This is a genomic window from Aeromonas sp. ASNIH8 (assembly GCF_002919855.1).
Classification (GTDB): Bacteria; Pseudomonadota; Gammaproteobacteria; order Enterobacterales; family Aeromonadaceae; genus Aeromonas; species Aeromonas caviae.
This window is the reverse complement of sequence record NZ_PQLN01000018.1, coordinates 34089-57923: the sequence shown is the minus strand read 5'-3', so window position 1 is coordinate 57923 and position 23835 is coordinate 34089. Positions and strand designations below refer to the sequence as shown.

The 23835-nt window shown below is 63.0% G+C and carries 22 protein-coding genes; 6 read left to right on the top strand and 16 right to left on the bottom strand.

Going from position 1 to position 23835, the window contains the following annotated elements; genetic code table 11:
• Positions 1-220, bottom strand: a 220-nt coding sequence (locus tag C3418_RS07125; RefSeq protein WP_219812687.1) for a transposase, incomplete at its 3' end; no start/stop codon positions are given.
• Between the two features lie 181 nt (positions 221-401).
• Between C3418_RS07125 and C3418_RS07115 the strand changes: the two genes are divergently transcribed.
• Positions 402-797: an HPP family protein gene (locus C3418_RS07115; RefSeq protein WP_171864758.1), complete on the top strand. Its 396-nt coding sequence runs from the start codon at positions 402-404 to the stop codon at positions 795-797.
• Between the two features lie 52 nt (positions 798-849).
• Here the strand turns inward: C3418_RS07115 and ompA are convergent, their stop codons facing one another.
• From ompA to ilvG, 6 genes are all read right to left on the bottom strand, one after another.
• Complete coding sequence (gene ompA / locus C3418_RS07110; RefSeq protein ID WP_048209598.1) at positions 850-1980, bottom strand: porin OmpA; 1131 nt, start codon at positions 1978-1980, stop codon at positions 850-852.
• A 247-nt stretch (positions 1981-2227) separates the two neighbouring features.
• Positions 2228-3760, bottom strand: a complete 1533-nt coding sequence (gene ilvA, locus C3418_RS07105; RefSeq protein WP_041211987.1) for a threonine ammonia-lyase, biosynthetic — start codon at positions 3758-3760, stop codon at positions 2228-2230.
• 64 nt (positions 3761-3824) lie between these two features.
• The gene (ilvD, locus tag C3418_RS07100) at positions 3825-5666 is read right to left on the bottom strand and encodes a dihydroxy-acid dehydratase (RefSeq protein ID WP_103858222.1); all 1842 of its coding nucleotides are present in this window, start codon (positions 5664-5666) and stop codon (positions 3825-3827) included.
• 146 nt (positions 5667-5812) lie between these two features.
• Positions 5813-6757, bottom strand: coding sequence for a branched-chain amino acid transaminase (locus C3418_RS07095; protein WP_103858221.1), 945 nt, complete (start codon positions 6755-6757; stop codon positions 5813-5815).
• A 12-nt stretch (positions 6758-6769) separates the two neighbouring features.
• Positions 6770-7027 (bottom strand): acetolactate synthase 2 small subunit, encoded by a 258-nt coding sequence (gene ilvM / locus C3418_RS07090; RefSeq protein ID WP_010676086.1) that lies wholly within the window; start codon positions 7025-7027, stop codon positions 6770-6772.
• Positions 7024-8670 carry an acetolactate synthase 2 catalytic subunit gene (ilvG, locus tag C3418_RS07085; protein WP_103858220.1) on the bottom strand — a complete coding sequence of 549 codons (1647 nt, stop codon included), beginning with the start codon at positions 8668-8670 and terminating at the stop codon, positions 7024-7026. Before ilvG ends, ilvM begins: the two co-directional genes overlap by 4 nt.
• Before the next feature lie 384 nt (positions 8671-9054).
• On the opposite strand from ilvG, the gene C3418_RS07075 reads away from it, so the two are divergent.
• From C3418_RS07075 to C3418_RS07065, 3 genes are all read left to right on the top strand, one after another.
• A complete protein-coding gene (locus C3418_RS07075) occupies positions 9055-10572 on the top strand; it encodes a YifB family Mg chelatase-like AAA ATPase (RefSeq protein ID WP_103858219.1) in 1518 nt (505 codons plus the stop codon).
• A gap of 132 nt (positions 10573-10704) precedes the next feature.
• The gene (locus C3418_RS07070; protein ID WP_103858218.1) at positions 10705-11604 is read left to right on the top strand and encodes an acyltransferase; all 900 of its coding nucleotides are present in this window, start codon (positions 10705-10707) and stop codon (positions 11602-11604) included.
• Positions 11605-11611: 7 nt separating this feature from the next.
• On the top strand, positions 11612-12568 hold the full coding sequence (locus C3418_RS07065; RefSeq protein ID WP_039039684.1) for an acyltransferase: 957 nt from the start codon (positions 11612-11614) through the stop codon (positions 12566-12568).
• Here C3418_RS07065 and C3418_RS07060 read toward each other — a convergent pair.
• Both C3418_RS07060 and C3418_RS07055 read right to left on the bottom strand, forming a co-directional pair.
• Positions 12514-12999, bottom strand: a complete 486-nt coding sequence (locus C3418_RS07060; protein WP_103255145.1) for a DUF523 domain-containing protein — start codon at positions 12997-12999, stop codon at positions 12514-12516. The genes C3418_RS07065 and C3418_RS07060 overlap by 55 nt on opposite strands.
• Positions 13000-13075: 76 nt before the next feature.
• Positions 13076-13726 carry a DNA mismatch repair protein MutT gene (locus C3418_RS07055; protein ID WP_103858217.1) on the bottom strand — a complete coding sequence of 217 codons (651 nt, stop codon included), beginning with the start codon at positions 13724-13726 and terminating at the stop codon, positions 13076-13078.
• Positions 13727-13800: 74 nt separating this feature from the next.
• On the opposite strand from C3418_RS07055, the gene C3418_RS07050 reads away from it, so the two are divergent.
• Positions 13801-14436 carry a nicotinamidase gene (locus tag C3418_RS07050; protein ID WP_103858216.1) on the top strand — a complete coding sequence of 212 codons (636 nt, stop codon included), beginning with the start codon at positions 13801-13803 and terminating at the stop codon, positions 14434-14436.
• Positions 14437-14537: 101 nt separating this feature from the next.
• Entirely contained in the window at positions 14538-15716 is a 1179-nt protein-coding gene (pncB, locus tag C3418_RS07045) for a nicotinate phosphoribosyltransferase (RefSeq protein WP_103858215.1), read from the top strand.
• A 74-nt stretch (positions 15717-15790) separates the two neighbouring features.
• Here the strand turns inward: pncB and C3418_RS07040 are convergent, their stop codons facing one another.
• From C3418_RS07040 to C3418_RS07010, 7 genes are all read right to left on the bottom strand, one after another.
• Positions 15791-16399, bottom strand: a complete 609-nt coding sequence (locus C3418_RS07040) for a thiol:disulfide interchange protein DsbA/DsbL (RefSeq protein ID WP_010676095.1) — start codon at positions 16397-16399, stop codon at positions 15791-15793.
• Between the two features lie 209 nt (positions 16400-16608).
• Complete coding sequence (locus tag C3418_RS07035; RefSeq protein ID WP_039039688.1) at positions 16609-17598, bottom strand: serine/threonine protein kinase; 990 nt, start codon at positions 17596-17598, stop codon at positions 16609-16611.
• A gap of 74 nt (positions 17599-17672) precedes the next feature.
• Positions 17673-19121 carry a cytochrome c oxidase accessory protein CcoG gene (ccoG, locus tag C3418_RS07030; RefSeq protein WP_010676097.1) on the bottom strand — a complete coding sequence of 483 codons (1449 nt, stop codon included), beginning with the start codon at positions 19119-19121 and terminating at the stop codon, positions 17673-17675.
• Positions 19122-19318: 197 nt separating this feature from the next.
• Entirely contained in the window at positions 19319-19582 is a 264-nt protein-coding gene (locus tag C3418_RS07025) for a YihD family protein (RefSeq protein ID WP_010676098.1), read from the bottom strand.
• A gap of 30 nt (positions 19583-19612) precedes the next feature.
• The gene (locus C3418_RS07020) at positions 19613-20767 is read right to left on the bottom strand and encodes a diguanylate cyclase (RefSeq protein ID WP_043153375.1); all 1155 of its coding nucleotides are present in this window, start codon (positions 20765-20767) and stop codon (positions 19613-19615) included.
• 153 nt (positions 20768-20920) lie between these two features.
• Complete coding sequence (gene cueR, locus C3418_RS07015) at positions 20921-21310, bottom strand: Cu(I)-responsive transcriptional regulator (protein ID WP_103858214.1); 390 nt, start codon at positions 21308-21310, stop codon at positions 20921-20923.
• 10 nt (positions 21311-21320) lie between these two features.
• Positions 21321-23753 (bottom strand): heavy metal translocating P-type ATPase, encoded by a 2433-nt coding sequence (locus C3418_RS07010; protein WP_103858213.1) that lies wholly within the window; start codon positions 23751-23753, stop codon positions 21321-21323.
• Positions 23754-23835: the final 82 nt, after the last annotated feature.

Below are 23835 nucleotides of genomic sequence, written 5' to 3'. Positions count from 1 at the left end.
CGCTCAGGTTGTACCAATGCTGCATGCAGTGAATGCGTAGCATGGTTTCCAGCGGATAAGGTCGCCGGCCATTACCAGCCTTGGGATAAAACGGCTCGATGACTTCCACCATGTTTTGCCATGGCAGGATCTGCTCCATGCGGGACAAGAAAATCTCTTTTCTGGTCTGACGGTGCTTACTGCTGAATTCACTGTCGGCGAAGGTAAGTTGATGACTCATGATGAACCCTGCTCCATGGCTCCAGATGACAAACATGATCTCATGTCAGGGACTTGTTCGCACCTTCCCTAATGTCGCAGGCTGGATCAAGTGATCCGGCACAGACAAGGAGACAGGAGATGGAAACAAGCGATGGCGAAGTGCCTGGCTGGCAGGGCTCGGAGCCTGCCTGGCCATAATGTTGCTCGGCTGGCTGGACATGAGCTGGCAGTCAACCCTGTTGATGGCACCGTTCGGGGCAAGCTGTGTGCTGCTCTTCTCCCTGCCGGACAGTCCGCTGGCCCGTCCGCAGAACGTGCTGGGAGGCCACCTGTTATCGGCCACCGTGGGATTGGTGGTGCAATTGCTACCGCTACCGATGGAACTCAAGCTGGCGCTGGGTGTGGGCCTGTCCATTGCACTCATGCAGGGACTGGGGCTGATCCACCCCCCCGCCGGAGCCAATCCACTGTTGATCCTGCTCACCACCCAGTCCTGGCCTTTCCTCTGGCAAACAGTGCTGCCCGGCGCCTTGCTGCTGATCATGGTGAGTCATTGCGCCAAGCGGCTGCAAACGTCACGACTCACACCCACATAAACAACGAAGGGGCCAAGGCCCCCTCGTTGTTTAATAGCAAGGCAAAGATGGCTTATTCGGCGACCTGGGAGACCCCGGTCAGGCGCACCTCGACCCGGCGATCCGGGGCCAGGCAGGCGATCATCTGCGCCTTGGCGCCATCCGGGCAGCTGCCCCCGGTCACGGGCGAAGACTCTCCCCGCCCTTCGGCACGCACCTTGTCGGCAAACAATCCCTTGGCGATGAGATAATCCGCCACCGTGCGGGCACGCTGTTCGGAGAGGGACTGGTTGTAGGCCTCCGAGCCGATGCGGTCGGTATGACCGATCACCGTCGCCACCCCGTCTTTCGGATTGGCCGCCAGGATCTGGGCAAACAGGTTGTCGAGGGCCTGACTGGCGGCCGGCTTCAGGGTCGCCTTGTTGAACTCGAACAGCACATCGGAATCCAGGCTGAACTGCTTCTCCACCAGCACGGGGGCCGGGGCGGGCGCAGGTTCGGGCGCAGGCGTTGGTGCCACCGGCTCGTCGCCTATCTGGCCGAAGCGATAGAGCATGCCGACCGACAGCAGGCCGTTGTCCATCTCGATGCCTGATTCGTCGAGGGAAGTCTTCCCAAGGGGTGTGGTGTACTGGTATTCGAGGCGGGCGGCCCAATCCTTGTCGATGGCGTATTCGACCCCCAGCGCCCCGACAAAGGCGGCACCATGATATTTGTTGCCCTCATGGGATTCGGAGAGGCTGCTGGTGCCATCGCTGGCCCGGACGTTGAGTGAGCTCTCGGTCCAGGCATAGGCCCCCCCGAGACGGCCGTAGATATCCAGTGCCGAGGTTGCAGGCAGGATGATCTTCATGGTGGCCTGCACCATCTGGGCCTTGGCCTCGCCATCGAGTGCGAAATCAACCCCGTTGCCCGAGTAGTGCTTGTCCACCTGATACTTGCCGAGCCAGTCATAGCCGAGCTCAACCGCCACGTTTCTGTTCACCTGATAACCGGCAAACAGCCCCAGACCGAGATCATCGCTGTTCTCGTTCACCTTGGTCGCATCGAACAGCTCTTCGACCTGAGCGTTGTAATCCACCCCGTAATAATTTGACCAGCCGGCCTTGCCGCCGACATACCAGGTGTTGTCCTGGGCGGCAGCCTGCACCGTCCCTGTTGCCATCAAAGCGCCGATCAGGACGGCGAGCATAGATCTGTTCATGGATGAGCCCCTGCAATGAATTGTTATGACGCTGCTGCGTCTCTCTTCCCTGACGGGGCCCTGAACCCAAGCCCCGCATTCAGATTATCCCATCTGCAACCAGCCTCAAACGACCAGGGACTCAGGAGTGTGATATTGGCGACATTATCAGCCACCGTGCCCCCAATCATGGGGGCCGGCGCGTTGCCCATAAAAAAACGAAGAGCCGGGCTCTTCGTTTTTCATCTGGCAAGGGGATGGCCCCCGCTCACTGACTGCCCTGGCTCGCCAGGAACAGCCGGTAGGCGGGATCCTCGCTCACCTCTTTCCAGCCGTAGCCAATCTCGTGCAGGTAATCGTGGAAAGCCGCCACGTCCTCGTCCGGCAGCTCGAAGGCACAGAGCACCCGGCCGTAGTCGGCGCCGTGGTTGCGGTAGTGGAACAGGCTGATGTTCCAGCGACAGCCCAGGGTCTCCAGGAAGCGCATCAGGGCCCCCGGCTGCTCCGGGAACTTGAAGCTGTAAAGACGCTCACCGAGGGGCCGGGCCGGGCGGCCGCCAATCATGTAGCGCACGTGGTTCTTGGCCAGCTCGCTCTCGGTCATGTTGACCACCGGATAGCCGTTGCCGCCGAGCTGATCGATGATCTGGCCCAGCTCCTCGTCACCGCCGGTGAGGCGCACCGAAACGAACAGCGACGCCTGCTCGGCATCCGCATAGCGGTAGTTGAACTCGGTCACCATGCGCGGCCCCAGCTGACGACAGAAGTCGAGGAAGGCCCCCTTGCGCTCGGGGATGGTCACCGCCAGCATGCCCTCGCGCTTCTCGCCGATCTCGCAGCGCTCGGAGACGTAGCGCAGGCTGTGGAAGTTCACGTTGGCGCCGGACAGAATGGCCGCCATCCGTCCCCCTTTCACCTGCTCTCGCTCGCTGTAGGCCTTGAGGCCTGCCAGGGACAAGGCCCCCGACGGCTCGGCGATAGCGCGACAGTCATCGAAGATGTCTTTCAGTGCGGCGCAGATCTGGTCGTTGGAGACGGTCACCACCTCGTCCAGATACTGGTTGCACAGGCGGAAGGTCTCCTCGCCGATGCGCTTGACCGCCACCCCGTCCGCAAACAGGGAGACCCGCTCCAGATTGACCGGCTCGCCGGCCGCCAGCGCCGCCTTGAGGCAGGCGGACCCCTCCGCCTCCACCCCGATCACCTTCACATCCGGCAGCAGCTGCTTGATGTAGACCGCCACCCCGGCGGCCAGGCCGCCGCCGCCCACCGGCACGAAGACGTGGGTGAGGTGGGTATCCTGCTCCAGCAGCTCCTTGCCGATGGTGCCCTGGCCCGCGATCACCTCGACGTCGTCGAACGGCGGGATCAGGGTGTAGCCCTCCAACTCGGCGAGTCGGCGGCTCTCGCCGTAGGCCTCATCGAAGCTGTTGCCAAACAGCATGACGTTGCCGCCCTGACGGCGCACCGCGTCGATCTTGATGTCCGGCGTGGTCTTGGGCATCACGATGATCGCCTTGATGCCGAGCTTGGCGGCCGACAGGGCGACCCCCTGGGCGTGGTTGCCGGCAGAGGCGGCGATGACGCCGCGTTCTTTCTGCTCCTGGGTCAGGGTGGCGATCTTGTGGTAGGCGCCGCGCAGCTTGAAGGAGTGAACCGGTTGCAAATCCTCCCGCTTCAGGCTGACGTGATTGCCGAGCCGCTCGGAGAGTTTCTTCAGGGTTTGCAAGGGGGTGACCCTCGCCGCCTCGTAGACGGGGGAGAGCAGCACCTTGCGTAGATAATCCGCCGCAGAGACCATGGTTTATACCCCCGTCTCGTGGCGAAGGGCGCGCAATGCGCCCATATCATGACAGTTCATTCTCTCACTCCCCCAGCAGGGTGCGATCGCGCACCGCGCCCTTGTCGGCGCTGGTGGCGAACATGGCGTAGGCGCGCAGGGCAAAGGAGACCTCGCGCTGACGATCGACCGGCTTCCAGCCACGGGCAGAGACGTCGGCGCGGCGAGTGGCCAGCACGCTGTCGGCCACCTCCAGCACCATGCTGCGGGCCGGGATGTCGATGTTGATGATGTCGCCATCCTCCACCAGACCGATAGTGCCACCGGAGGCCGCCTCCGGGGAGACGTGGCCGATGGAGAGACCCGAGGTACCGCCGGAGAAGCGACCGTCGGTGATGAGGGCACACGCCTTGCCCAATCCCATGGACTTGAGATAGGTGGTGGGATAGAGCATCTCCTGCATGCCGGGGCCCCCTTTCGGGCCCTCGTAGCGGATCACCACCACTTCACCGGCTTTCACCGTGCCGTCCAGAATGCCGCTCACCGCGCTCTCCTGGCTCTCGAATACCCGGGCCGGGCCGCGGAAGGTGAGGTTCTCCTCGTCCACCCCGGCGGTCTTGACGATGGCCCCGTTGAGGGCGAGGTTGCCAGCGAGGACCGCCAGGCCACCTTCCTGGCTGTAGGCGTGATCGAAGGAGCGGATGCACCCCTCGGCGCGGTCCAGATCCAGCTCGGGCCAGCGGCAATCCTGACTGAACGCCTTGGTGGTACGGATGCCGGCAGGGCCTGCACGGTAGAAGTCGTGAACCCCCTTGTCATTGCTGCGGCTGACGTCATATTCGGCCAGCAGCTCCACCAGGGAAGTGCCCAGCACGTTGCGGGTATCCCCGTGCACCAGGCCCGCTTTTTCCAGCTGACCCAGGATGGCAACCACGCCGCCGGCGCGGTGCACGTCTTCCATGTGGTACTTCTGGGTGGAAGGCGCTACCTTGCACAGCTGGGGCACCTTGCGGGACATGCGGTCGATGTCGGCCATGGTGAAGTCGACGCCCGCCTCCTGGGCTGCCGCCAGCAGGTGCAGCACGGTATTGGTGGAGCCGCCCATGGCGATGTCGAGCGCCATGGCGTTCTCGAACGCCGCCTTGGTGGCGATGTTGCGCGGCAGTACCGAGGCATCGTCCTGCTCATACCAGCGCTTGGCCAGAGTGACGATGCGCTGGCCCGCCAGCTTGAACAGTTGCTCACGATCGGCGTGGGTCGCCAGCAGGGAGCCATTGCCCGGCTGGGAGAGACCCAGTGCCTCGGTCAGGCAGTTCATGGAGTTGGCGGTGAACATGCCGGAGCAGGAGCCGCAGGTGGGGCAGGCGCTGCGCTCGATCTGATCGCTCTGTGCATCGGAGACCTTGGGGTCGGCGCCCTGGATCATGGCGTCCACCAGATCCAGCTTGATGATCTGGTCGGAAAGCTTGGTCTTGCCCGCTTCCATCGGGCCGCCGGAGACGAAGATCACCGGGATGTTGATGCGCAGGGCAGCCATCAGCATCCCCGGGGTGATCTTGTCGCAGTTAGAGATGCAGACCATGGCGTCGGCGCAGTGGGCGTTGACCATGTACTCCACCGAGTCGGCGATGAGTTCGCGGGACGGCAGGGAATAGAGCATGCCACCGTGGCCCATGGCGATGCCGTCATCCACGGCGATGGTGTTGAACTCCTTCGCGACCCCGCCAGCCGCCTCGATTTCGCGGGCGACCAGTTGGCCCAGATCCTTGAGGTGGACGTGGCCCGGCACGAACTGGGTGAAGGAGTTGACCACGGCGATGATGGGCTTGCCGAAATCCTGATCGGTCATGCCGGTGGCACGCCAGAGGGCGCGGGCCCCGGCCATGTTACGTCCGTGGGTGGTGGTGGCGGATCTCAACTTCGGCATTGTCTCTACTCCCTGAATGCCCCTGGGGCGCATTGTCTTTCAACATGAATGTGTGATTCGCGGATCGGGAATCGATCCTGGTGAAGGCACCTCGGGGAGCCTTCACCGGAAGCGACTCGGGGAGGCGTGACGCCTCCCCGCTATCATCAGTCGTTGACCGGCGTCAGCCAGCCCCACTTGTCTTCGGTCTTGCCGTTGAACAGGCCGAAGAAGGCGTTCTGCAACTGCTCGGTCACCGGGCCACGGCAACCGGCGCCCACTTTCATCCGATCCACCGAGCGCACCGGGGTCACCTCGGCGGCGGTGCCGGTCATGAAGATTTCGTCTGCGACGTACAGCGCTTCACGGGGCAGCGCCTGCTCGCGCACCTCGTAACCCAAGTCGCGCGCCAGCGTCATGATGGTGTCGCGGGTGATGCCGGGCAGGATGGCGGCGGTGGCGGGCGGGGTGAACAGCACGCCGTTCTTCGCCAGAAACAGGTTCTCCCCCGCCCCTTCGCTCAGATAGCCGTTCACATCCAGCGCCAGCCCCTCGGCGAAGCCGTTGCGCTTGGCCTCGCGGCTGATGAGCTGGGAGGAGAGATAGTTGCCTCCCGCCTTGGCACCGGTCGGGATGGTGTTGGGAGCGAGCCGGTTCCAGGAGGTGACGCACACATCCACTCCGTTTTTCAACCCCTCTTCACCGAGGTAGGCGCCCCAGGGCAGGGCCGCGACCATGAGGTCGGCCTTGGCATCCAGCGGCGGATGCAGCCCCAGCCCCACGTTGCCGACAAAGGCCAGCGGGCGCAGGTAGCCGCTCTTCAGGCCGTTCTCGCGCACCACGGTGCGGCAGGCTTCATTCACCTCATACTCGCTGTAGGGGACGTCCATCCAGTAGATCTTGGCGGAGTCGAACAGGCGGCGGGTGTGCTCCTGCAGGCGGAAGATGCAGGTCCCCTTGGGAGTGTCATAGGCCCGCACCCCCTCGAACACCGAGGAGCCGTAGTGCAGGGCATGGCTCATGACATGCACCTGGGCATCCTGCCAGGGGACCAGCTTGCCGTTGAACCAGATGTATTGGGGGTGGGCGGCGGATTGGGAAGGCTGTGACATTGGCTTGGCTCCTTAAGCTCTGATCCGGGGTTGCTGTTCCAGTGCATCGACCCGGGAGACATCCACCAGCTTCACCAGCTGGCTCCACAACTGCTGGATGGGACGTACCGATTCGACAGTAACCGTGATCCGCAGCTGTTGGCAATCCTGCTCCATGTTGAGGGCGCAGAGATTGAAACCGCGGTGACGGACCACCCGCAGCACCCGTTCCATCACTTCGGGTCTGGGTTGGGCATGGATTTCCAGGGTGCTGGTATTGAGCTGGTTCATGGGCGTTGCTCCATCATCTTGTGGTTGGCGACTCCTGGCGGAACCAGGGGCCAGACATTTTCTTCCTCTGAAATAGCCACATGCAGCAGATAGGCACTCTCGCTCGCCAGCAGGCGATCCAGTGCCGGACCTATCTCTTCCTTGCATGTGATGGTCTCGCCGGGAATGCCGAAGGCGGCAGCCAGGGCGACGAAATCGGGGTTGTCGGACAGATTGGTCTCGCTGTAGCGACCGTCGAAGAACAGCTCCTGCCATTGGCGCACCATGCCGAGGCGCTGGTTGTCCAGCAGCACCATCTTCACCTTGAGCCGGGCCCGGCGGATGGTGCCGAGCTCCTGCACGTTCATCATGAAAGAGCCGTCCCCGCTCACCAGCACCACCTCGTCATCGGGGCGCGACATCTTGGCGCCGATGGCGGCGGGCAGGCCGAAGCCCATGGTGCCGAGGCCGGCACTGGAGAGGTGGTTGCGCGGGCTGGTGAAACGCATGTGCTGGGCCACCCACATCTGGTGCTGACCCACGTCGCAGGCCACCACGCTGGTGTCAGGCAGCTGGCTTGAAAGCTCTTTGAGCAGGGCCGGGGCGTAGATGGCCTGACCCGGATGGTCGTAGCGGAAGGCGTATTCCCGAGCCATGGTGGCGCAGTACTCGCGCCAGGGGTCGAGGGTCAGCGTCATCGCCAGGGCGGGCAGCACACGCTTGAGATCCGTGGTGATCCCCACATCGGCGGCGCGGCGCTTGCCGAACTCGGCGGCGTCCACATCCAGGTGGATCACCTTCGCCTCGGGGGCAAATTCCTCCAGCTTGCCGGTCACCCGATCATCGAAACGGGCACCTACCACCACCAGCAGATCGCACTGCTGTACCGCCAGGTTGGCGGCCTTGGTACCGTGCATGCCGAGCATGCCCAGATAAACGGGGCTGTCGGGGTCGAGGGCACCTATCCCCTTGAGGGTGGTGACCGCCGGCATCCCCGTGGTGGCGGCAAAGTCGCGCAGCTGCTGCTCGGCATTGGCCATGCCCACCCCGCCGCCAACGTAGAGTACCGGACGCTCGGCACCGGCCAGCAGGGTACGGGCGACCGTCAGTTCGGCCGGATTCAGGGGGGCGGGTTCCTCCACTGCAAACAGCGGGCTTTGAGAGGGAACGGCGGCCAGTTGCACATCCTTGGGCAGGTCGATGAGCACGGGGCCCGGACGCCCTTCGGTGGCGATGGCAAAGGCTTCGGCAATGACCCGTCCCAGATCCGCCGGGTCCGTCACCATGAAGGAGTGCTTGGTGCAGGAGAGGGACATGCCGAGCACGTCCACTTCCTGAAAGGCATCGGTACCGACGGCGGCGCAGGGCACCTGGCCGCTGATGGCCACCAGCGGTACAGAGTCGAGCAGTGCCTCCGCGAGGCCGGTGACCAGGTTGGTGGCGCCGGGGCCAGAGGTAGCGATGCAGACCCCCACCTGACCGGAAGCGCGGGCATAACCCACTGCAGCCATGGCGGCACCCTGCTCGTGGCGGCAGAGCTGATGGGCCAAGCCACCGTCATACAGGGCGTCGTAGACCGGCATGATGGCTCCGCCCGGGTAACCAAACACCTGGGTCACACCCTGTTTCTTGAGAGCCTGTACCAAAAACTGCGCGCCGTTCATGTGGAAAATCCTGTCCTTTGGTCGAAAAAAAACCCCCGGGCCGTGAGGCTCGGGGGTCGCTTGTTTCGTTCTGTCCGGTGGTGGGTCTATCCCTTGTTCCGTGCAGCCAAACGAGCCCCGAGCGGTGAGATAATAATCACCACTAGGACCACAATAATGCTGACGAAACGGGAGGCCATGTTCATAGTTACAACCGGAAATCCTGTGAAATGGGAGCGGAGCTTGCCGCGAATGGCTATTAGAACTAGCACGGTGATTTTTATTGGGCAAGCACTTTTTACCTGACAAGACTCTGATTTTTACTGCTCTGAAACCTGACAATTGGAACAAAAAACTAATAAAAAACGGTTAACCAGCATATACATCAAACCAAGGACGGTATTTATGTCATTAGCTGTTGTTTATAGCCGTGCCAGCCTGGGGATAGCGGCGCCGCAAGTCACGGTGGAGGTGCACCTCTCCAACGGCCTGCCCGCCTTCAACATGGTGGGGTTGCCGGAAACCTCGGTGAAAGAGTCGCGGGATCGGGTGCGCAGCGCCCTGCTCAACGGCAATTTCGAATTTCCGGCCAAGCACATCACGGTCAACTTGGCCCCTGCGGATCTGCCCAAAGAAGGGGGCCGCTTCGACCTGGCCATCGCCATCGGCATTCTCGCCGCATCCGAGCAGATACCCGCAAAATACCTGCTCGATCACGAATTTTTAGGGGAATTGGCCCTGACGGGCGAGATCCGCCCCGTGCTTGGGGTGCTCCCCTCGGTGCTCGCCTGCCGCGACGCGGGGCGCACCCTGCTGGTCCCACGGGAGAACGGTCCGGAGGCTTCCCTCATACAGGATGCCGAGGTGCGCACCGCCCACCAGCTGCTGGCGGTCACCGCCTGGCTGGCGGGCCAGTACGAACTGCCGCTGCCGGAACCCCAGAGCGCGGAGATCCTACCCGACGTGCCGGATCTGCAGGATGTGATCGGTCAGTCCCAGGCGAAGCGGGCGCTGGAGATCGCCGCAGCTGGCAGCCACAACCTGCTGTTCATCGGCCCCCCCGGCACCGGCAAGAGCATGCTGGCCAGCCGTCTGCCCGGCATTCTGCCACCGCTGAGCGAACAGGAGGCGCAGCAGACCGCCGCCATTCACTCCATCGGCGGCCTCACCCCCCGCGCCGGCCACTGGCACCACAGGCCGTATCGCACGCCCCATCACAGCGCCTCGGCGGTGGCGCTGGTGGGCGGGGGTACCCATCCCAGGCCTGGCGAAATTTCCCTCGCCCACAACGGGGTCCTGTTTCTGGATGAACTGCCGGAGTTCGAGCGCAAGGTGCTCGACTCCCTGCGCGAGCCGCTGGAGACCGGGCACATCACCATCAGTCGTGCCGCCCGCCAGGTGGATTTTCCCGCCCGCTTCCAACTGGTGGGTGCCATGAATCCCAGCCCCTGCGGCCATTATGGCGACGGCCAGACCCGCTCCAGCCCGGATCAGATCTTGCGCTATCTGGGCAAGCTCTCCGGCCCCTTTCTCGATCGGTTCGATCTGACGGTAGAGGTCCCGCTCTTGCCCAGGGGGAGCCTGACCGGCAAGGCGGAGCGGGGGGAATCGAGCCAGCAGATACGCGAACGGGTGCTGGGGGCGCGAGAGCGCATGCTGAGTCGCAGCGGAAAACTCAACAACCTGCTGGATAGTCGTGAAATCGAAGATGTTTGCAGATTATCGCCACAGGATGCCGAGTTTCTGGAGGGTGCCATCCAGAAGCTGGGGCTCAGCATCCGGGCCTGGCACCGCATCCTGCGGGTATCGCGCACCATCGCCGATCTGGCGGGGCACGCCACCATCGAGAGAGCGCATCTGATCGAAGCCCTGGGCTATCGTGCCATGGACAGGCTGTTGTCACGGCTGCGCGGGGGCCAGTGAGCGGGGGAACGGCAGCAGCCACCTCCCGACCCGGAAAGGGCGCCACCATGGTCTAGTCGTGGGCCGGCTGATATTATGGCAACAGATCTGACCACTTGGTTGCCATCCACCGATACGAAGACGGATTCCACCATGCTCAACAAGCTGATAGAGCGACTGCGCGGCAGCCTCTCGACCCTGCTCTATTTCATCAACACCCTGTTCTGGTTTGTCCCCGTCCTGCTGCTTGGCCTCATCAAGCTGCTGCTGCCCTTCAAGGGGGCGCGACGTCTCTGCAACACCCTCCTGGACGGCTGCGCCACCCACTGGATAGGTTTTAACAATCTGATCCAGAAAACCATCATCAACACCCCTTTCGATGTGGTCGGAGTGGACAAAGGGCGCCGGAATGAGTGGTATATGGTGATTGCCAACCACCAATCCTGGGTCGACATACTGGTATTGCAGCGGATTTTTAATCAAAAAATCCCCTTCCTGAAGTTTTTCCTCAAGAAAGAACTGATTTGGGTACCTTTTCTCGGTCTGGCCTGGTGGGCGCTGGATTTCCCATTCATGCGGCGTTATTCCCGAAAATTTCTGGAAAAGCACCCGCATCTGAGGGGAAAAGACATAGAAACCACGCGCAAGGCGTGTGCCCGTTTCCGCCATATGCCGGTGAGTGTGATGAACTTCGTGGAAGGGACCCGCTTCACCGTCGGCAAGCACGACAGGCAAGGGGCACCCTATCGTCATCTGCTGCACCCGAGAGCAGGGGGTATCGCCTTCACCCTGGCGGCCATGGGGGATCAACTGCACAAGCTGGTGGATGTGACCATCGCCTATCCCGGCGGCGTCCCCAGCTACTGGGACTTCATGTGCGGTCGGGTCAAGGAGATCAAGGTTCGGGTCCGCTTTCTGCCGATCGAACGCAATCTGGTGGGGGATTACTTCAATGACCCCGAGTTCCAACAAGAGTTTCAACAGTGGTTGAACGGGATCTGGCACGAGAAGGACCAGACCCTGGATAAGCTGCTGGCGGACAAGACGCAGTAAGACACTCATGCCAAACCTGCTCCCGGGCCCCCTGGTGCTGTTCATCAGCGCCGGCCTGACCATACTGTTTACCGCCCTGTGTGCCAGCCTGATCCTGCTGGTTTCTCTGGCCAAACTGCTGCTGCCCGTGCCGGCCTTTGGTCGCGCCTGCAGCCGGCTCAACAATCGCTTCATGGGCCTGTGGCTCGGTTGCAACGCCCTGGTGATCCGCCTCACTACCCGCATCGACTGGCAGATTGAGGACAATACCCGGCTGCGCAAGGATGGCTGGTATCTCATCATCAGCAACCACATGAGCTGGACCGATATCGTGGTGCTCGGCCACCTGTTTCGCAATCGGCTGCCGGTGCCCAAGTTCTTCATGAAGCACGAGCTCATTTACATCCCGCTGCTGGGGCTCGCCTGCTGGGGGCTGGACATGCCCTTTATGCGCCGCTATTCGAGAGAGTTTCTGTTAAGAAATCCGCATCTGCGGGGCAAGGATATCGAGACCACCCGCAACGCCTGCGAGAAGTTTCGCCACATTCCCACCACTGTCATCAACTTCGTGGAGGGGACCCGCTTCACCGATCAGAAGCGCGAGGCCGCCCGCTCCCGCTATCGCCATCTCATGCCCCCCAAGGCGGCAGGACTCGCCTTCACCCTGGCAGCCATGGGCGATCAGTTCGACAGCCTGATCAACGTCACCATCAGCTACCCGGACAACCCCGACACCCCCTTCAAGGATTTCCTGATGGGGAAGATGAAGCGCATCCGGGTGCGGATCGAGGAGCTGCCGGTGGACGAGCAACTGGTGGGGGACTACTTCAACGACAAGCAGTTCAAACGCGGTTTCCAGGAGTGGCTGAATGCACGCTGGAAGGAAAAAGACGAGGTGCTGGCGCAGTGGCAGGCGGCCGATGCGGCGGCTCAGACCGATCCGCAGGCAGCCAAGGCGAGCGCCGAGGCCAGCTCGGGCAGCTGATCCTCGCTGAACACCGCGATGCCATGGCGGCGCAGCAAAGCCGTGGTCTTGCCCTCTCCCGCCAGTGAAACCCCTTCGAAGCGGCCATTGTAGATGCGACCGCTGCCGCAGGAGGGGCTCCCCTCCTTCAGAAGGGCGAAGCGAATGTCCTGCTGCTGACAGAGGGCCAGCGCAAGGGCGGCGCCCCGATCGAACTCCTCCGTCACATCCAGCCCGCTTTCGGTGACCACCCGCTCCCCCTGGCGCTCGGCAGGGGGGCGTGGCGTCGGCAGGCCACCCGCCACTTCGGGGCAGAAGGCCAGTGCCCGCCCCTCGGCTCCCAGCGCCTGCAGCCAGTCGCTGACAATCCCCTTGCTCTGGCCGTCGTAACGTACTGGCTGCCCCAGCAGACAGGCGCTCACCAGCACCTTGTGCATTCCCGTCTCTCCCATGCTTTCACTTCCTGTGTGAGGTGCCAGTGCACCAGACCCGCTATGGGGCGACAATCCGGCTTTCGCAGACATCGGCTTATGCTTCCGCACCGTGCATCACCTGATCGAACATGACGCAGCAGGGGGTCTCCAGCCGATAGAGGATGGCGGGACGTTGCTTGCCGGTGCGCTTGCGCCCTGTGTCCACCAGGATGTCGGCACGGTGGAGCCGCTTGCGAAATGCGGCCGTGTTCATGGGGGTCTGCAGGACGATCTCGAACGCCCGTTGCACCTCGGAGAGGGTGAATTCTGCCCCCAGCAGATGCAGCGGCAGGGTGCTGTAACGGCTCTTGATGCGCAGCCGCTCCAGCCCCATGGCGACCAGCTGGCCGTGATCGAAGGCGAGTTGCAGGCCGGGCAGATCGTCCAGAGGATGCCAGCGACCGCGCACCGCCCCCCCATCGGGATCCGCCAGACAGAGATAGACCAGGGTGGTGGACCAGCCGCGGGGATCCCGTTCCAGGTTGCCGAGGGTACAGACCTGCTCGCTGTAACAGTGCTCCAGCCCCCACTCTGCCAGCAGGCGATGGCGAGCCGCGTCCAGATCCCGATCCCGGGTCTCGTCGATGCGCAGGGCCGGCAACTGCCAGCAGTGGGCAAAGGGGGGGCGATCCCGGGTCTCGAGAAGCAGCTCGAGCCGCTCCTCGCGCAACCGCAGCACCACCATATCCAGACTCATTCTCGGCATCCTGGTCGACCTGCTCGCCTTCTAATAATGTTTGGTAGATAATATCACAAGAATATTATGTGAAGGAGCCATCCATGGGAATCATCGCCAGCCTGGATATTGATGCGCAGAAGGGATTCACCCCCCTCTGCCCGAACGAGCTGCCCGTCGCTGGCGGGGATACCATAGTGGCGGCGCTCAATGCCCAGGCTGCCCTCGCCACCCTGCGAACCGGCAGCAAGGATGCCCACCCCGCGAACGCCCCCTGGGTGGTGACCGAACCCGGCGCCATGTTGCAACCCCTTGCTCTGGCGAATGCCGATCTCACCTGGCCGACCCACTGCGTGCCCGGCACACCTGGGTTCGAGCTGCTCGACGGCCTGCCCTCCCCCATCGACTACGACTTCTTCGTCTGGAAGGGGGTCGAGCCGGATCTGCATCCCTATGGCGCCTGCTATCACGACCTGGCAGAGCGGCGCAGCACCGGGCTCATCGAGTTTCTGCAAGCCCGCGGCGTCACTACCGTGCTGGTCGGCGGTCTCGCCACCGACTACTGCGTCAAGACCAGCGTGCTGCAACTGCGTCGCGCCGGTTTCCGGGTCATCGTCCACCTCGACGCCTGCCGCGGCATCGACCCCGAGACAATCGACCAGGCCCGCACCCGGATGATCGAGGCCGGCGCTGAGCTGGCCCAGACCCTGGCCGACATTCAACGCCTGCTGGATGCCTGACATGCCTTCCATTTTCCACTGCCCACCCGACACCGGCGCCCACCCGTCACAGATGCAGCCAGAGTGCGTTGCCCGCGCAGCACTCATCACAGGAGCCTGATATGCCTCCCATCCTCCACAGCCTGCTCGACACCGATGCCTACAAGCTGCACATGCAGCAGGCGGTGTTCCATCGCTATCCGGATGCCGACGTCGTCGCCGAGTTCCACAGCCGCAACGAAGAAGACCTGCTGCCCATGATGGGCCAGATCGAGGAACAACTGCGCCTCGCCGGCTCCCTGCGCCTGACCCGGTCCGAACTCGACTTCCTGGCCGAACGCCCCTTCTTCACGCCCGACTACCTGGACCACCTGCGCCGCAAGCCGCTGGACGCCTCCCTGCTCAAGGTGTTCGAACAGGATGGTCGCATCAACGTGCGGGTCGAGGGCCCCTGGCAGGATGTGATCCTGTGGGAGATCCCGGTGCTCGCCATCATCAGCGAGATGCGAAACCGCTTCCGCTACCCCCAGTTCGGCGTCACTCAGGCGCTGGAGCGGCTCGATCAGAAGATCGACAAGCTGGAGCGGGAGCTGAGCCGGGAAGAGATGCAGGATTTCAACCTCATCGACTTCGGCACCCGACGCCGTTTCTCCCTCGCGGTGCAGGATGCGGTGGTGGATCGCCTCAAGGAGCGGCTGCCGGCGTTTCGCGGCACCAGCAACTACCTGCTGGCCCAGAAGTACGGCCTGCCGGCGGTGGGTACCCAGGCTCACGAGTGGTTCCAGGCCCACCAGCAGCTCGGCTTCCCGCTGGAGCTCAGCCAGCGCGCCGCCCTCACCAGCTGGCTGGACGAATTCACCAACCACCTCGGTATCGCGCTCACCGACTGCATCACCATGGATGCTTTCCTGCGTGACTTCGACTTCGAGCTGGCGAGCCGCTACCAGGGGCTGCGCCACGACTCCGGTGATCCCGTGGTGTGGGGCGAGAAGGCCATCAGCCACTATCAGCGGCTCGGCATCGACCCTGCCGAGAAGACGCTGGTCTTCTCCGATGGGCTCAACCTCGACAAGGCCGTCGAGCTGCTGCGCCACTTCCGCGGCCGCATCAACACCAGCTTCGGCATCGGCACCAAGCTCACCTGCGATCTGCCCGGCGTCAGCCCGATGAACATCGTGTTCAAGCTGATTGAGTGCAACGGCGGCCCGGTTGCCAAGATCTCCGACAGCCCGGGCAAGACCCTCTGCCGGGATGCGGACTTCATTCGCAACCTCAAGCAGGCCTTCCACGTCGGGGTCTGAGTCAGGCCCGCGAGATGCCAAACAAAAAGCCCGCCGGTTTGCACCGGCGGGCTTTTGTATCGACTCAGGAATGATCAGTCCTTCTTGGCCAGCAGGAATTTCACCAGCTGGTTGAACTGCTCCTGGGAAGTGATGGATTCAATCTTCACCATGTATTTGCCGTTGACCAGGAAGGCCGGCACACCGCGCACATTGTAGCTCTCGGTGTTGCGATCGAACTGGGAGACCATGCCGGAGACGGCGAAGCTGTCGACGGCACCGTCGAACTCCTCGGCCGGCACGCCATTGTCCACGAAGACCTGCTTCACGTCGGCGCGGCTCTGGGGGATCTGGCGCTGGGTGTGGATCTTGTCGAAGATGGCCGGGGTCAGCTTGCCTTCCACGTTCAGCAGATTGGCGACGGCGTAGGCACGCTGCATCTCGGGGCCCATTTCACGGCCCAGGAAGGCCACCGGGTTCTTCTTCATCGGCACGCCTTCCGGCAGGCTCTTCTTCAGATCCTCGGCAATCGGCTCGAACTTGGCGCAGTGCGGGCAGAAATAGGAGAAGAACTCCATCACTTCCGGCTGGGCGCTGCCGGTCTGGCTGACCACGTCATAGTTGACACCTTCCTTGAATTGCGGGGCGGCGTGAACCATGGGGATCATCAGCATGGCAGCGAGGAAAAATAGTACTTTTTTCATGACGTTTCCTGTTAAGGGATCACTGTGAGGCACGCCCGGCGAACCGAAGCAGTCCAAGCCTATTGCCTCACCCTCGTGCCGTCAATGGCAAAGGCAGACAGGCGGGACCGCCATCCCGCCTCCCACGGGCACCTTGCCGCTGTGGCAATGGTGCGGGCGACACCACCAACGGACGCCCCGTGGCGTGGCGATCTGCCGGGTTCGCGCCCCTACCACTGCGGCATCAGGCTGAGCGGCGGGGCCTTCAATGCCTCGAGCTGATCATGCAGGGTCGCAATCTGCTGGCGCCAGTAGTGTTCGGTGTTGAACCAGGAGAAGTGGCGGGGGAAGGCGGGATCTTCCCAGCGTCTTGCCAGCCAGGCCATGTAGTGGACGATGCGCATGGCGCGCAGCGGCTCGATGAGCGCCAGCTCCCGCGGGTCGAACTCCATGAACTCCTCATACCCCGCCAGCAGGGTATCGAGCTGGATCTGCTGCTCATGACGCTCCCCGTTCAGCATCATCCAGAGATCCTGGATGGCAGGGCCGGTGCGGCAATCGTCGAGGTCGACAAACAGGGGGCCGTCACGCCACAGGATGTTGCCCGGGTGGCAGTCCCCATGCAGGGAGATGCGCGCCACATCCAGGGTCATGGCGTCGCATACGTGCCGGATCAGCTCGTCCAGCACCCCGAAGAAGGACTTGGCCAGCCCGCTCGGCAACCACTCGCCTGCCGCCAGCAACTGACGCGGCTCGTGCAGCATGCTCTCCACATCCAGCGGAACCCGGTGATGAAAGGCATGGCTGGCACCGACGCTGTGGATGCGACCGAGGTAACGCCCCACCCACTCCAGCTGGTCCAGGTTGTCCACCTCGAACTGACGCCCCCCGACGCTCTGCCAGATGGCAAACGGGTAGCCCTGATGCTCCAGCAGGGTCTCGCCGGCAAAGGCAATGGGAGCGGCGACCGGGATCTCAGCTTCACAGAGGCGAGCGGCAAACGCGTGCTCTTCCAGGATCTGGGCCCGGCTCCAGCGACCGGGGCGGTAGAACTTCACCACGTAGCGACGGCGATCCTCATCCTGGAACTGATAGACGCGGTTCTCGTAACTGTTGAGCTCGATAAGGCCGGAGTCGATGCGCAAGCCGCTGAGATCGATGGCATCCATGATGAGATCGGGATTGAGGTCGGAATAGTTGAAACGCATGTCATCCACCATAGAAAAGGGGCGCTGTTGCGCCCCATTCTATCACCACTGTCTGCCGTTGCCGTGCATGGCGGTGCGCCTTGCCGTCACAACCTGCTGATAAACTTGCTCGGTTGGCGCAAGGTCCCCTTGCTGTCATCCGGCGCCGCGCCTTCCCGCTTGAGCACGAACTGGACGTCCAGAGTGGGGCGCTTCAGGTTGAAGGGATCCACCGCCAGACTCACCGGCAGGGTATAGATCTCGCCCGCCTTCAGGGTCACCTCGCGGGGTCCGAACCACTGGTACTCCGGCAGCCCTTCCACGTCCAGCCGGTAGGTCTGGGAGTTCAGGGTCTTGTTGAGGATCTTCAGGGTATAGGTGTTCTCGATGAGCCCTTCACTGTTTTCCCGGAACAGCTGGTTGCGATCCCGCAGGATATCGAGCCCCATGGGCATGATGGACATGGCGTTATAGACGAAGACCCCCAGCATGACGACCATCACCAGGCCATAGCCAATCAGCTTGGGCCGCGCTACCTGGGTTTCACTGTGGGCCAGCTTGTGCTCGGTGGTGTAACTGATGAGCCCCTTCGGATACCCCATCCGCTCCATGGTCTGGTCGCAGGCGTCGACACAGGCGCCGCAGTTGATGCACTCGTACTGCAGACCGTCACGGATGTCGATGCCGGTCGGGCAGACCTGCACGCAGAGGTCGCAGTCGATGCAGTCCCCCAGCCCCAGGGCCTTGGGATCGGCCTTGCGACCACGGGCGCCGCGGGTCTCGCCACGCTGGCTGTCATAGCCGACGATGTAGGTGTCCTTGTCGAACATGGCGGACTGGAATCGGGCATAGGGGCACATGTGGATACACATGATGGCGCGCATCCAGCCGGCGTTGCCATAGGTGCAGGCGGCAAAGAACAGCACCCAGAAGATGACCCAGCCTCCCGCCTGCAGGGTGAAGAAATCGGGTACCAGGTGGAAGACATCCTGGAAGTAGGCGACGAAGGTCAGCCCCGTGCCCAGCGACAGCAGGATCCAGGCCAGGTGCTTGGCGCCCTTCCGGGCCAGCTTCTCGCCGCTCCAGGGTGCCGCATCCAGCTTGCGACGCTTGTTGGCGGCCCCTTCCAGTTTCTCCTCGAACCAGATGAACAGGAAGGTCCACACCGTCTGGGGACAGAGATAGCCGCACCAGACCCGGCCCAGGAAGGTGGTCACGAAGAAGAGGGCGAAGGCCGCGATCATGAAGACCCAGGCCAGCAGGGTGAGATCCTGCGGCCAGATGGTGGCACCGAAGATATGGAACTGCTGGTGCTCCAGATCGAACAGCACCGCCTGACGGCCGTCATAACGCAACCAGGGCAGGAGAACAAAGAGCGCGACGAAGAACCAGCCCATGGCCTTGCGCACCCGCTGCCAGTAGCCAGTCTGGGAGCGGACATAGATGCGGTTGCCGGGGTTGAACCTGTCATCTCCCGCCTTGAAGGTGTTGGGATTGAAGGTCCCGGTGACGTCACCGGTCACATCCTTGATGTCGATCTTGTCCTTGTCGGCCATTGCAGCACATCGCTCCACTCATATTGTTATGAAAGCGATTATATCTTAAACAACCTGCTAATTGTGTGGGTTAAATGTATCTATAGTTCGAGTCCCGTCGCAATTTCAGGCAACAAAAAAGGCCCATAGCCAGTTGACTATGCGCCTTTTCACAGATTCTCTTGAAACCTTTCTCTGATGGCGATGTGACGCCCGGATTACTTGATGCCGCGTGCCTTGAGCAGGGCCTCCTTGAAGTCGGGCACGTGATCCTTGGCCAGCCCCGGGATCATCGCCTGCTTGTCGGATTCCCGCATCTTGAGGTGGTAGATCAGCATGTCGTCGGTCAGTGCGGACAGGGGACCGTCAAATCCCGCCTCCTCGGCCAGTTTGGCAACAAACTGCACCAGGCTGAGATCCTGCTCCTTGATCCAGGCAGGCTGCAGCAGTTCCAGCAGCTCTTCGATACGATGACATTGCATAGACGACCTCTTTAATCTGTCTTGTGAAACTCAGGCAACCTTACCCATCAAGGCTACTTCGATACGATCCCGGCCATTATGCTTGGCCTGATAGAGGGCCGCATCCGCTTTCTGGATGAGCTCGGCAATGGAGTGATGCTGATCCGGCACCAGGGTCGCCACCCCGAAGCTGCAACTGACCCGCCCCGAGACCCGGGATTTGTGGTGGGGAATGCCGAGGGCTCGCAACGAGGTACGCACCTGCTCGGCGATCTGCATCGCCCCCTGCAAGGTGGTGCAGGGCAGCAGCAGGGCGAACTCCTCTCCGCCGTAACGGGCAGCGAGATCGTCTTCCCGCCGCAGCACTTCGGCCAGCAGGCTCGCCACCTGTTGCAGGCACTGGTCCCCCACCTGGTGACCATAGTGATCATTGAACTGCTTGAAGTAGTCCACATCCACCAGCACCAGAGAAAGAGGCGCCCTGGCACGGTGGCAGCGACGCCAGGCGCGCGCCAGGGAGTCGTCGAGATGGGCCCGGTTGGCGATGCCGGTCAGACCGTCGAGGCGGGACGTGAGCTTGAGGTGCTCGGAGACCGCCTTCAGCTCGGCCACCAGATCCGCATTGGAAAAACTGTGGTAGAGAGAGGCCACCTGATCCCGCCGCAGGCGCCGCAGCAGGGTGGGCAGAAAGACGAACAGATACCCCGCCAGCATGCAGGAGACGATACGCTCCTGGGTGTTGCCGCCACTGAGCTCGAACAACATGGCAAACCCGAGGGGCAGCACGGCCCCATAGAGGGTACGACGGCTGCCGAACAGCATGATGGCGCTGCCGGTCAGGATCAGGCTGGAGAGCATCATCATGGCGGCACGATAGGTGTCGGGCAGCTTGTCCATATAGAGCAGCACGCCCAGTGCCCAGATGATGGAGGTGATGGTCACCCCGACAAAGAGCTCGCGCTCGAGCACCGGCAGCGGAAGCTCCGCCAGCCTGGGCTGGCGCCAGCGCAAATGCCACCAGCGCCCCAGCAACAGCAGCAGGACCAGACCGAGCCAGCCCAGCGACTCGCTGGCCGGCAGGTAATCGTGGAACAGCAGGCTCCAGCTGATCGCCAGCAGCCCCAGGCAAGGCAGGCTGAAGGAGGCGTGGGTATAGAGCTGGACCATGATGGCCCGCCGCACCTGATATTTCACACTCTGTGTCAACTGGGTACTCCCTGTACAAGAGCCGCACAGTTTAACACTCCCCTTTCCTGCTCAACAATCAATCGACCGCTATTAAGCTGCCACTCAGCGCGTCCTCTCCCGCACAGGCCCCGACAGACCCTTTTCTGCAGGGTCGAATGGCGCAGCCCTCCCTCACCCTTTCTCCAGCTCGTCGAGGATGGGGCACTGGGGATTCGCATCTCCGTGACAGCAGCTCACCACCTCCTCGAGGGCGCTGAGCATGGCTTGCAAACCGGCGATGCGGGAGCGCAGATCGACGATTTTCTCCTGGGCCAGCTTCTTCACCTGAGCGCTGGTTCTGTGCTCATCCCGATAGAGCGCCAGCAGCTCCTGGCACTCCTCCAGATTGAAGCCGGTCTCCCGTGCCCGTTTGACGAAGCGCAGCTCGCGCAGGGCCGAGTCGGTGTAACTGCGGTAGCCGTTGTCGCTGCGCACCGGCGCCGAGATGAGGCCGATGCTCTCGTAGTAGCGGATGGTCTTGGCGGTCAGTCCCGTCGCCTTGGCTACCTTGCTGATGTTCATGGATGACTCCTTAACGGTTCGATTCAGTGCTGACATGGTGGCTGGCATGGGCGAGCGCCCGCGGTTGCCAGCGTTTCAGTAACAGGGAATTGCTCAAAACTGTGATGCTGCTCAGGGCCATGGCCGCCCCCGCCAGCTCGGGGCTGAGGTAACCCAGCGCCGCCAGCGGAATGCCGATGATGTTGAACACGAAGGCCCAGAACAGGTTCTGCTGGATGGTGCGCCAGGTCGCCGCCGAGATGTCGATGGCATCGGCCACCAGTCGCGGATCAGAGCGCATCAGCGTGATGGCGGCGGTCTCCATCGCCACGTCGGAGCCGGAGCCCATGGCGATGCCCACATCCGCCGCAGCCAGCGCAGGGGCATCGTTCACCCCGTCCCCCACCATGGCGACCAGCCCGCTGGTTTGCGCCCGCAGCGCCTCGACTTTTTCCACCTTGCCGGCTGGCAGCACGGAGTCAAAGGCCCCGTCCAGCCCCAGCTTGGCGGCGATATGGGCCACCGGCGCCGGCGCATCACCGCTCACCAGCCAGCTGGCGATGCCGCGCTGGCGCAGGGTGGCGATGGCATCCGGACTCTCCGGGCGCAGGGTATCGGCCAGCGCCGCAATGCCAGCCACCACGCCGTCGATGGCCACCCAGACCCGGGTCGCGCCGTCGGCAGGCTGTTTATCCTGCGCGGGCACCTCAATGCCGAGCTGGGCCAGCAGACTGGCATTGCCGATGGCGACCGTATGACCGGCGACCTGACCGACAATACCGGCACCGACCCGCACCTCCACCGCCTCCGGCTGGGGCAGCGTAGTCTCCTTGTCGACCGCCTCGCGCATGGCCAGCGCCAGCGGGTGTTCGCTCGCCTGCTGCAGAGCGGCAGCGAGGCGCAGCTGCTCGGCTGTGCCACTCCAGCTGGCCAGCACCGGCCGGCCCTGGGTCAGGGTACCGGTCTTGTCGAAGATCAACGCCTTGATGGCGTGGGCCTTCTGCAGGGTATCGACATCCTTGATCAGAATGCCGTGGCGCGCCGCCACCCCGGTACCGGTGACGATGGCCGCCGGTGTGGCCAGCCCCAGCGCACAGGGGCAGGCGATGACCAGCACGGCCACCGCCGCCAGCAGCGCCTGACCGAAGTCGTTACTGATGGCGTACCACACCAGCAGGGTGAATAGGGCGATGGCCATCACCACCGGCACGAACACGGCAGAGATCTTGTCCACCAGCTGTTGCAGCGGCGCCTTGCCCATCTGGGCGTTCTCCACCAGTGCGATGATCTTGCTGAGGCTGGAGTCCTCCCCCACCGTAGTGGCTTCAATTTCCAGCACGCCGGAGCGGTTGATGGCACCGCCCAGCACCTTGTCGCCCGCACTGCGCAGCACCGGCAGGCTCTCACCGGTGAGGATCGACTCGTCCAGCTCGCTCTCGCCGCTCACGATTTTGCCGTCCACCGGCACCCGCTCACCCACCAGCACCCGCAGCCGATCACCGCGCAGCACCTCATCGATGGCGACGCTCTGCCAACTCTCGCCACGCCAGACGGTGGCGGTTTCCGGCCGCAGCGCCATCAGTTCGCGAATGGCGGACTGGGTGCTGCGTCTGGCCCGAGCCTCCAGCAGTTTTCCCAACGAAATCAGGGTAATGATGATGGCGCTCGCCTCGAAATAGAGCTTGCCGCTGGCAGCCATCCCCAGCGTCAACAACAGATAGAGACTGTAGAAGTAGGCGGCACTGGTGCCGGTGGCCACCAGCACATCCATGTTGGCGGAGCGGTTCTTGATGGCAAGCCAGGCGCCGCGATAGAAGCGGGCCCCGATCCAGAACTGCACCGGGGTGGCGAGCAGCAGCTCCAGCCAGGCGGGCAGATGCCAGGGGAACAACCCGGCCATGGCCAGCATCCCCACCAGCAGCGGCAACGTCAGCAAAGTCGAGACGATGACCCGGGTTTGCGCCTGACGGGCGCTGGCGGCCTCCTGCGCTTCCCGCTCCAGCAACTGCTGGCGGCGGCCGCTGGCCGAGCCCTGCGCCAGTTGGGCGCCAAAGCCGAGGGCCTCGATCTGCTCGCGCAGGGCCGCGGGCGTCTGCATCCCGGGTACCAGCACGATCCGGGCCTGCTCGATGGAGAAGTTGACGTCGGCGGAGATGACGCCGGGCAGCGCCGCCAGCATCTTGTTCAGACGGGCCGAGCAACCGGCACAGGTCATGCCGGTGATTTGAAACAATATGGTCTCGCTGCCGTAGTCGTAACCCTGCGCCTGGATGCTCTCCAGCACCGCCGGCAAACGATCAGGGCTGGCCAGCTCGATGGCGGCTTGCTCCAGTGCGAAGTTGACGGTGGCCGATACCCCGTCGAGCTTGTTGAGGGCGGTCGTGATGCGGCCGGCGCAGTTGGCGCAGCTCATGCCGCTGAGCGGCAACTGCAAATGAATGGGTGATTGAAGATGAGTGGTCATGTTGTTCCTCCCCGGAACCCGTCGGCCGAAACCCGCGCCAATGACCAAACCTTAACCTTTACTGTAAGGGCAAGCTCAAGTG

What these genes read in the sequence shown, in the direction of transcription:
- C3418_RS07010 (WP_103858213.1), bottom strand. Translation starts at nt 23,753, where the DNA reads ATGACCACTCATCTTCAATCACCCATTCATTTGCAGTTGCCGCTCAGC.
- C3418_RS07095 (WP_103858221.1), bottom strand. Translation starts at nt 6,757, where the DNA reads ATGTCACAGCCTTCCCAATCCGCCGCCCACCCCCAATACATCTGGTTC.
- cueR (WP_103858214.1), bottom strand. Translation starts at nt 21,310, where the DNA reads ATGAACATCAGCAAGGTAGCCAAGGCGACGGGACTGACCGCCAAGACC.
- ilvG (WP_103858220.1), bottom strand. Translation starts at nt 8,670, where the DNA reads ATGAACGGCGCGCAGTTTTTGGTACAGGCTCTCAAGAAACAGGGTGTG.
- C3418_RS07050 (WP_103858216.1), top strand. Translation starts at nt 13,801, where the DNA reads ATGGGAATCATCGCCAGCCTGGATATTGATGCGCAGAAGGGATTCACC.
- ccoG (WP_010676097.1), bottom strand. Translation starts at nt 19,121, where the DNA reads ATGGCCGACAAGGACAAGATCGACATCAAGGATGTGACCGGTGACGTC.
- C3418_RS07070 (WP_103858218.1), top strand. Translation starts at nt 10,705, where the DNA reads ATGCTCAACAAGCTGATAGAGCGACTGCGCGGCAGCCTCTCGACCCTG.
- ilvA (WP_041211987.1), bottom strand. Translation starts at nt 3,760, where the DNA reads ATGGTCTCTGCGGCGGATTATCTACGCAAGGTGCTGCTCTCCCCCGTC.
- ompA (WP_048209598.1), bottom strand. Translation starts at nt 1,980, where the DNA reads ATGAACAGATCTATGCTCGCCGTCCTGATCGGCGCTTTGATGGCAACA.
- C3418_RS07075 (WP_103858219.1), top strand. Translation starts at nt 9,055, where the DNA reads ATGTCATTAGCTGTTGTTTATAGCCGTGCCAGCCTGGGGATAGCGGCG.
- C3418_RS07025 (WP_010676098.1), bottom strand. Translation starts at nt 19,582, where the DNA reads ATGCAATGTCATCGTATCGAAGAGCTGCTGGAACTGCTGCAGCCTGCC.
- C3418_RS07055 (WP_103858217.1), bottom strand. Translation starts at nt 13,726, where the DNA reads ATGCCGAGAATGAGTCTGGATATGGTGGTGCTGCGGTTGCGCGAGGAG.
- C3418_RS07060 (WP_103255145.1), bottom strand. Translation starts at nt 12,999, where the DNA reads ATGGGAGAGACGGGAATGCACAAGGTGCTGGTGAGCGCCTGTCTGCTG.
- ilvM (WP_010676086.1), bottom strand. Translation starts at nt 7,027, where the DNA reads ATGAACCAGCTCAATACCAGCACCCTGGAAATCCATGCCCAACCCAGA.
- C3418_RS07040 (WP_010676095.1), bottom strand. Translation starts at nt 16,399, where the DNA reads ATGAAAAAAGTACTATTTTTCCTCGCTGCCATGCTGATGATCCCCATG.
- C3418_RS07065 (WP_039039684.1), top strand. Translation starts at nt 11,612, where the DNA reads ATGCCAAACCTGCTCCCGGGCCCCCTGGTGCTGTTCATCAGCGCCGGC.
- C3418_RS07035 (WP_039039688.1), bottom strand. Translation starts at nt 17,598, where the DNA reads ATGGTGGATGACATGCGTTTCAACTATTCCGACCTCAATCCCGATCTC.
- ilvD (WP_103858222.1), bottom strand. Translation starts at nt 5,666, where the DNA reads ATGCCGAAGTTGAGATCCGCCACCACCACCCACGGACGTAACATGGCC.
- pncB (WP_103858215.1), top strand. Translation starts at nt 14,538, where the DNA reads ATGCCTCCCATCCTCCACAGCCTGCTCGACACCGATGCCTACAAGCTG.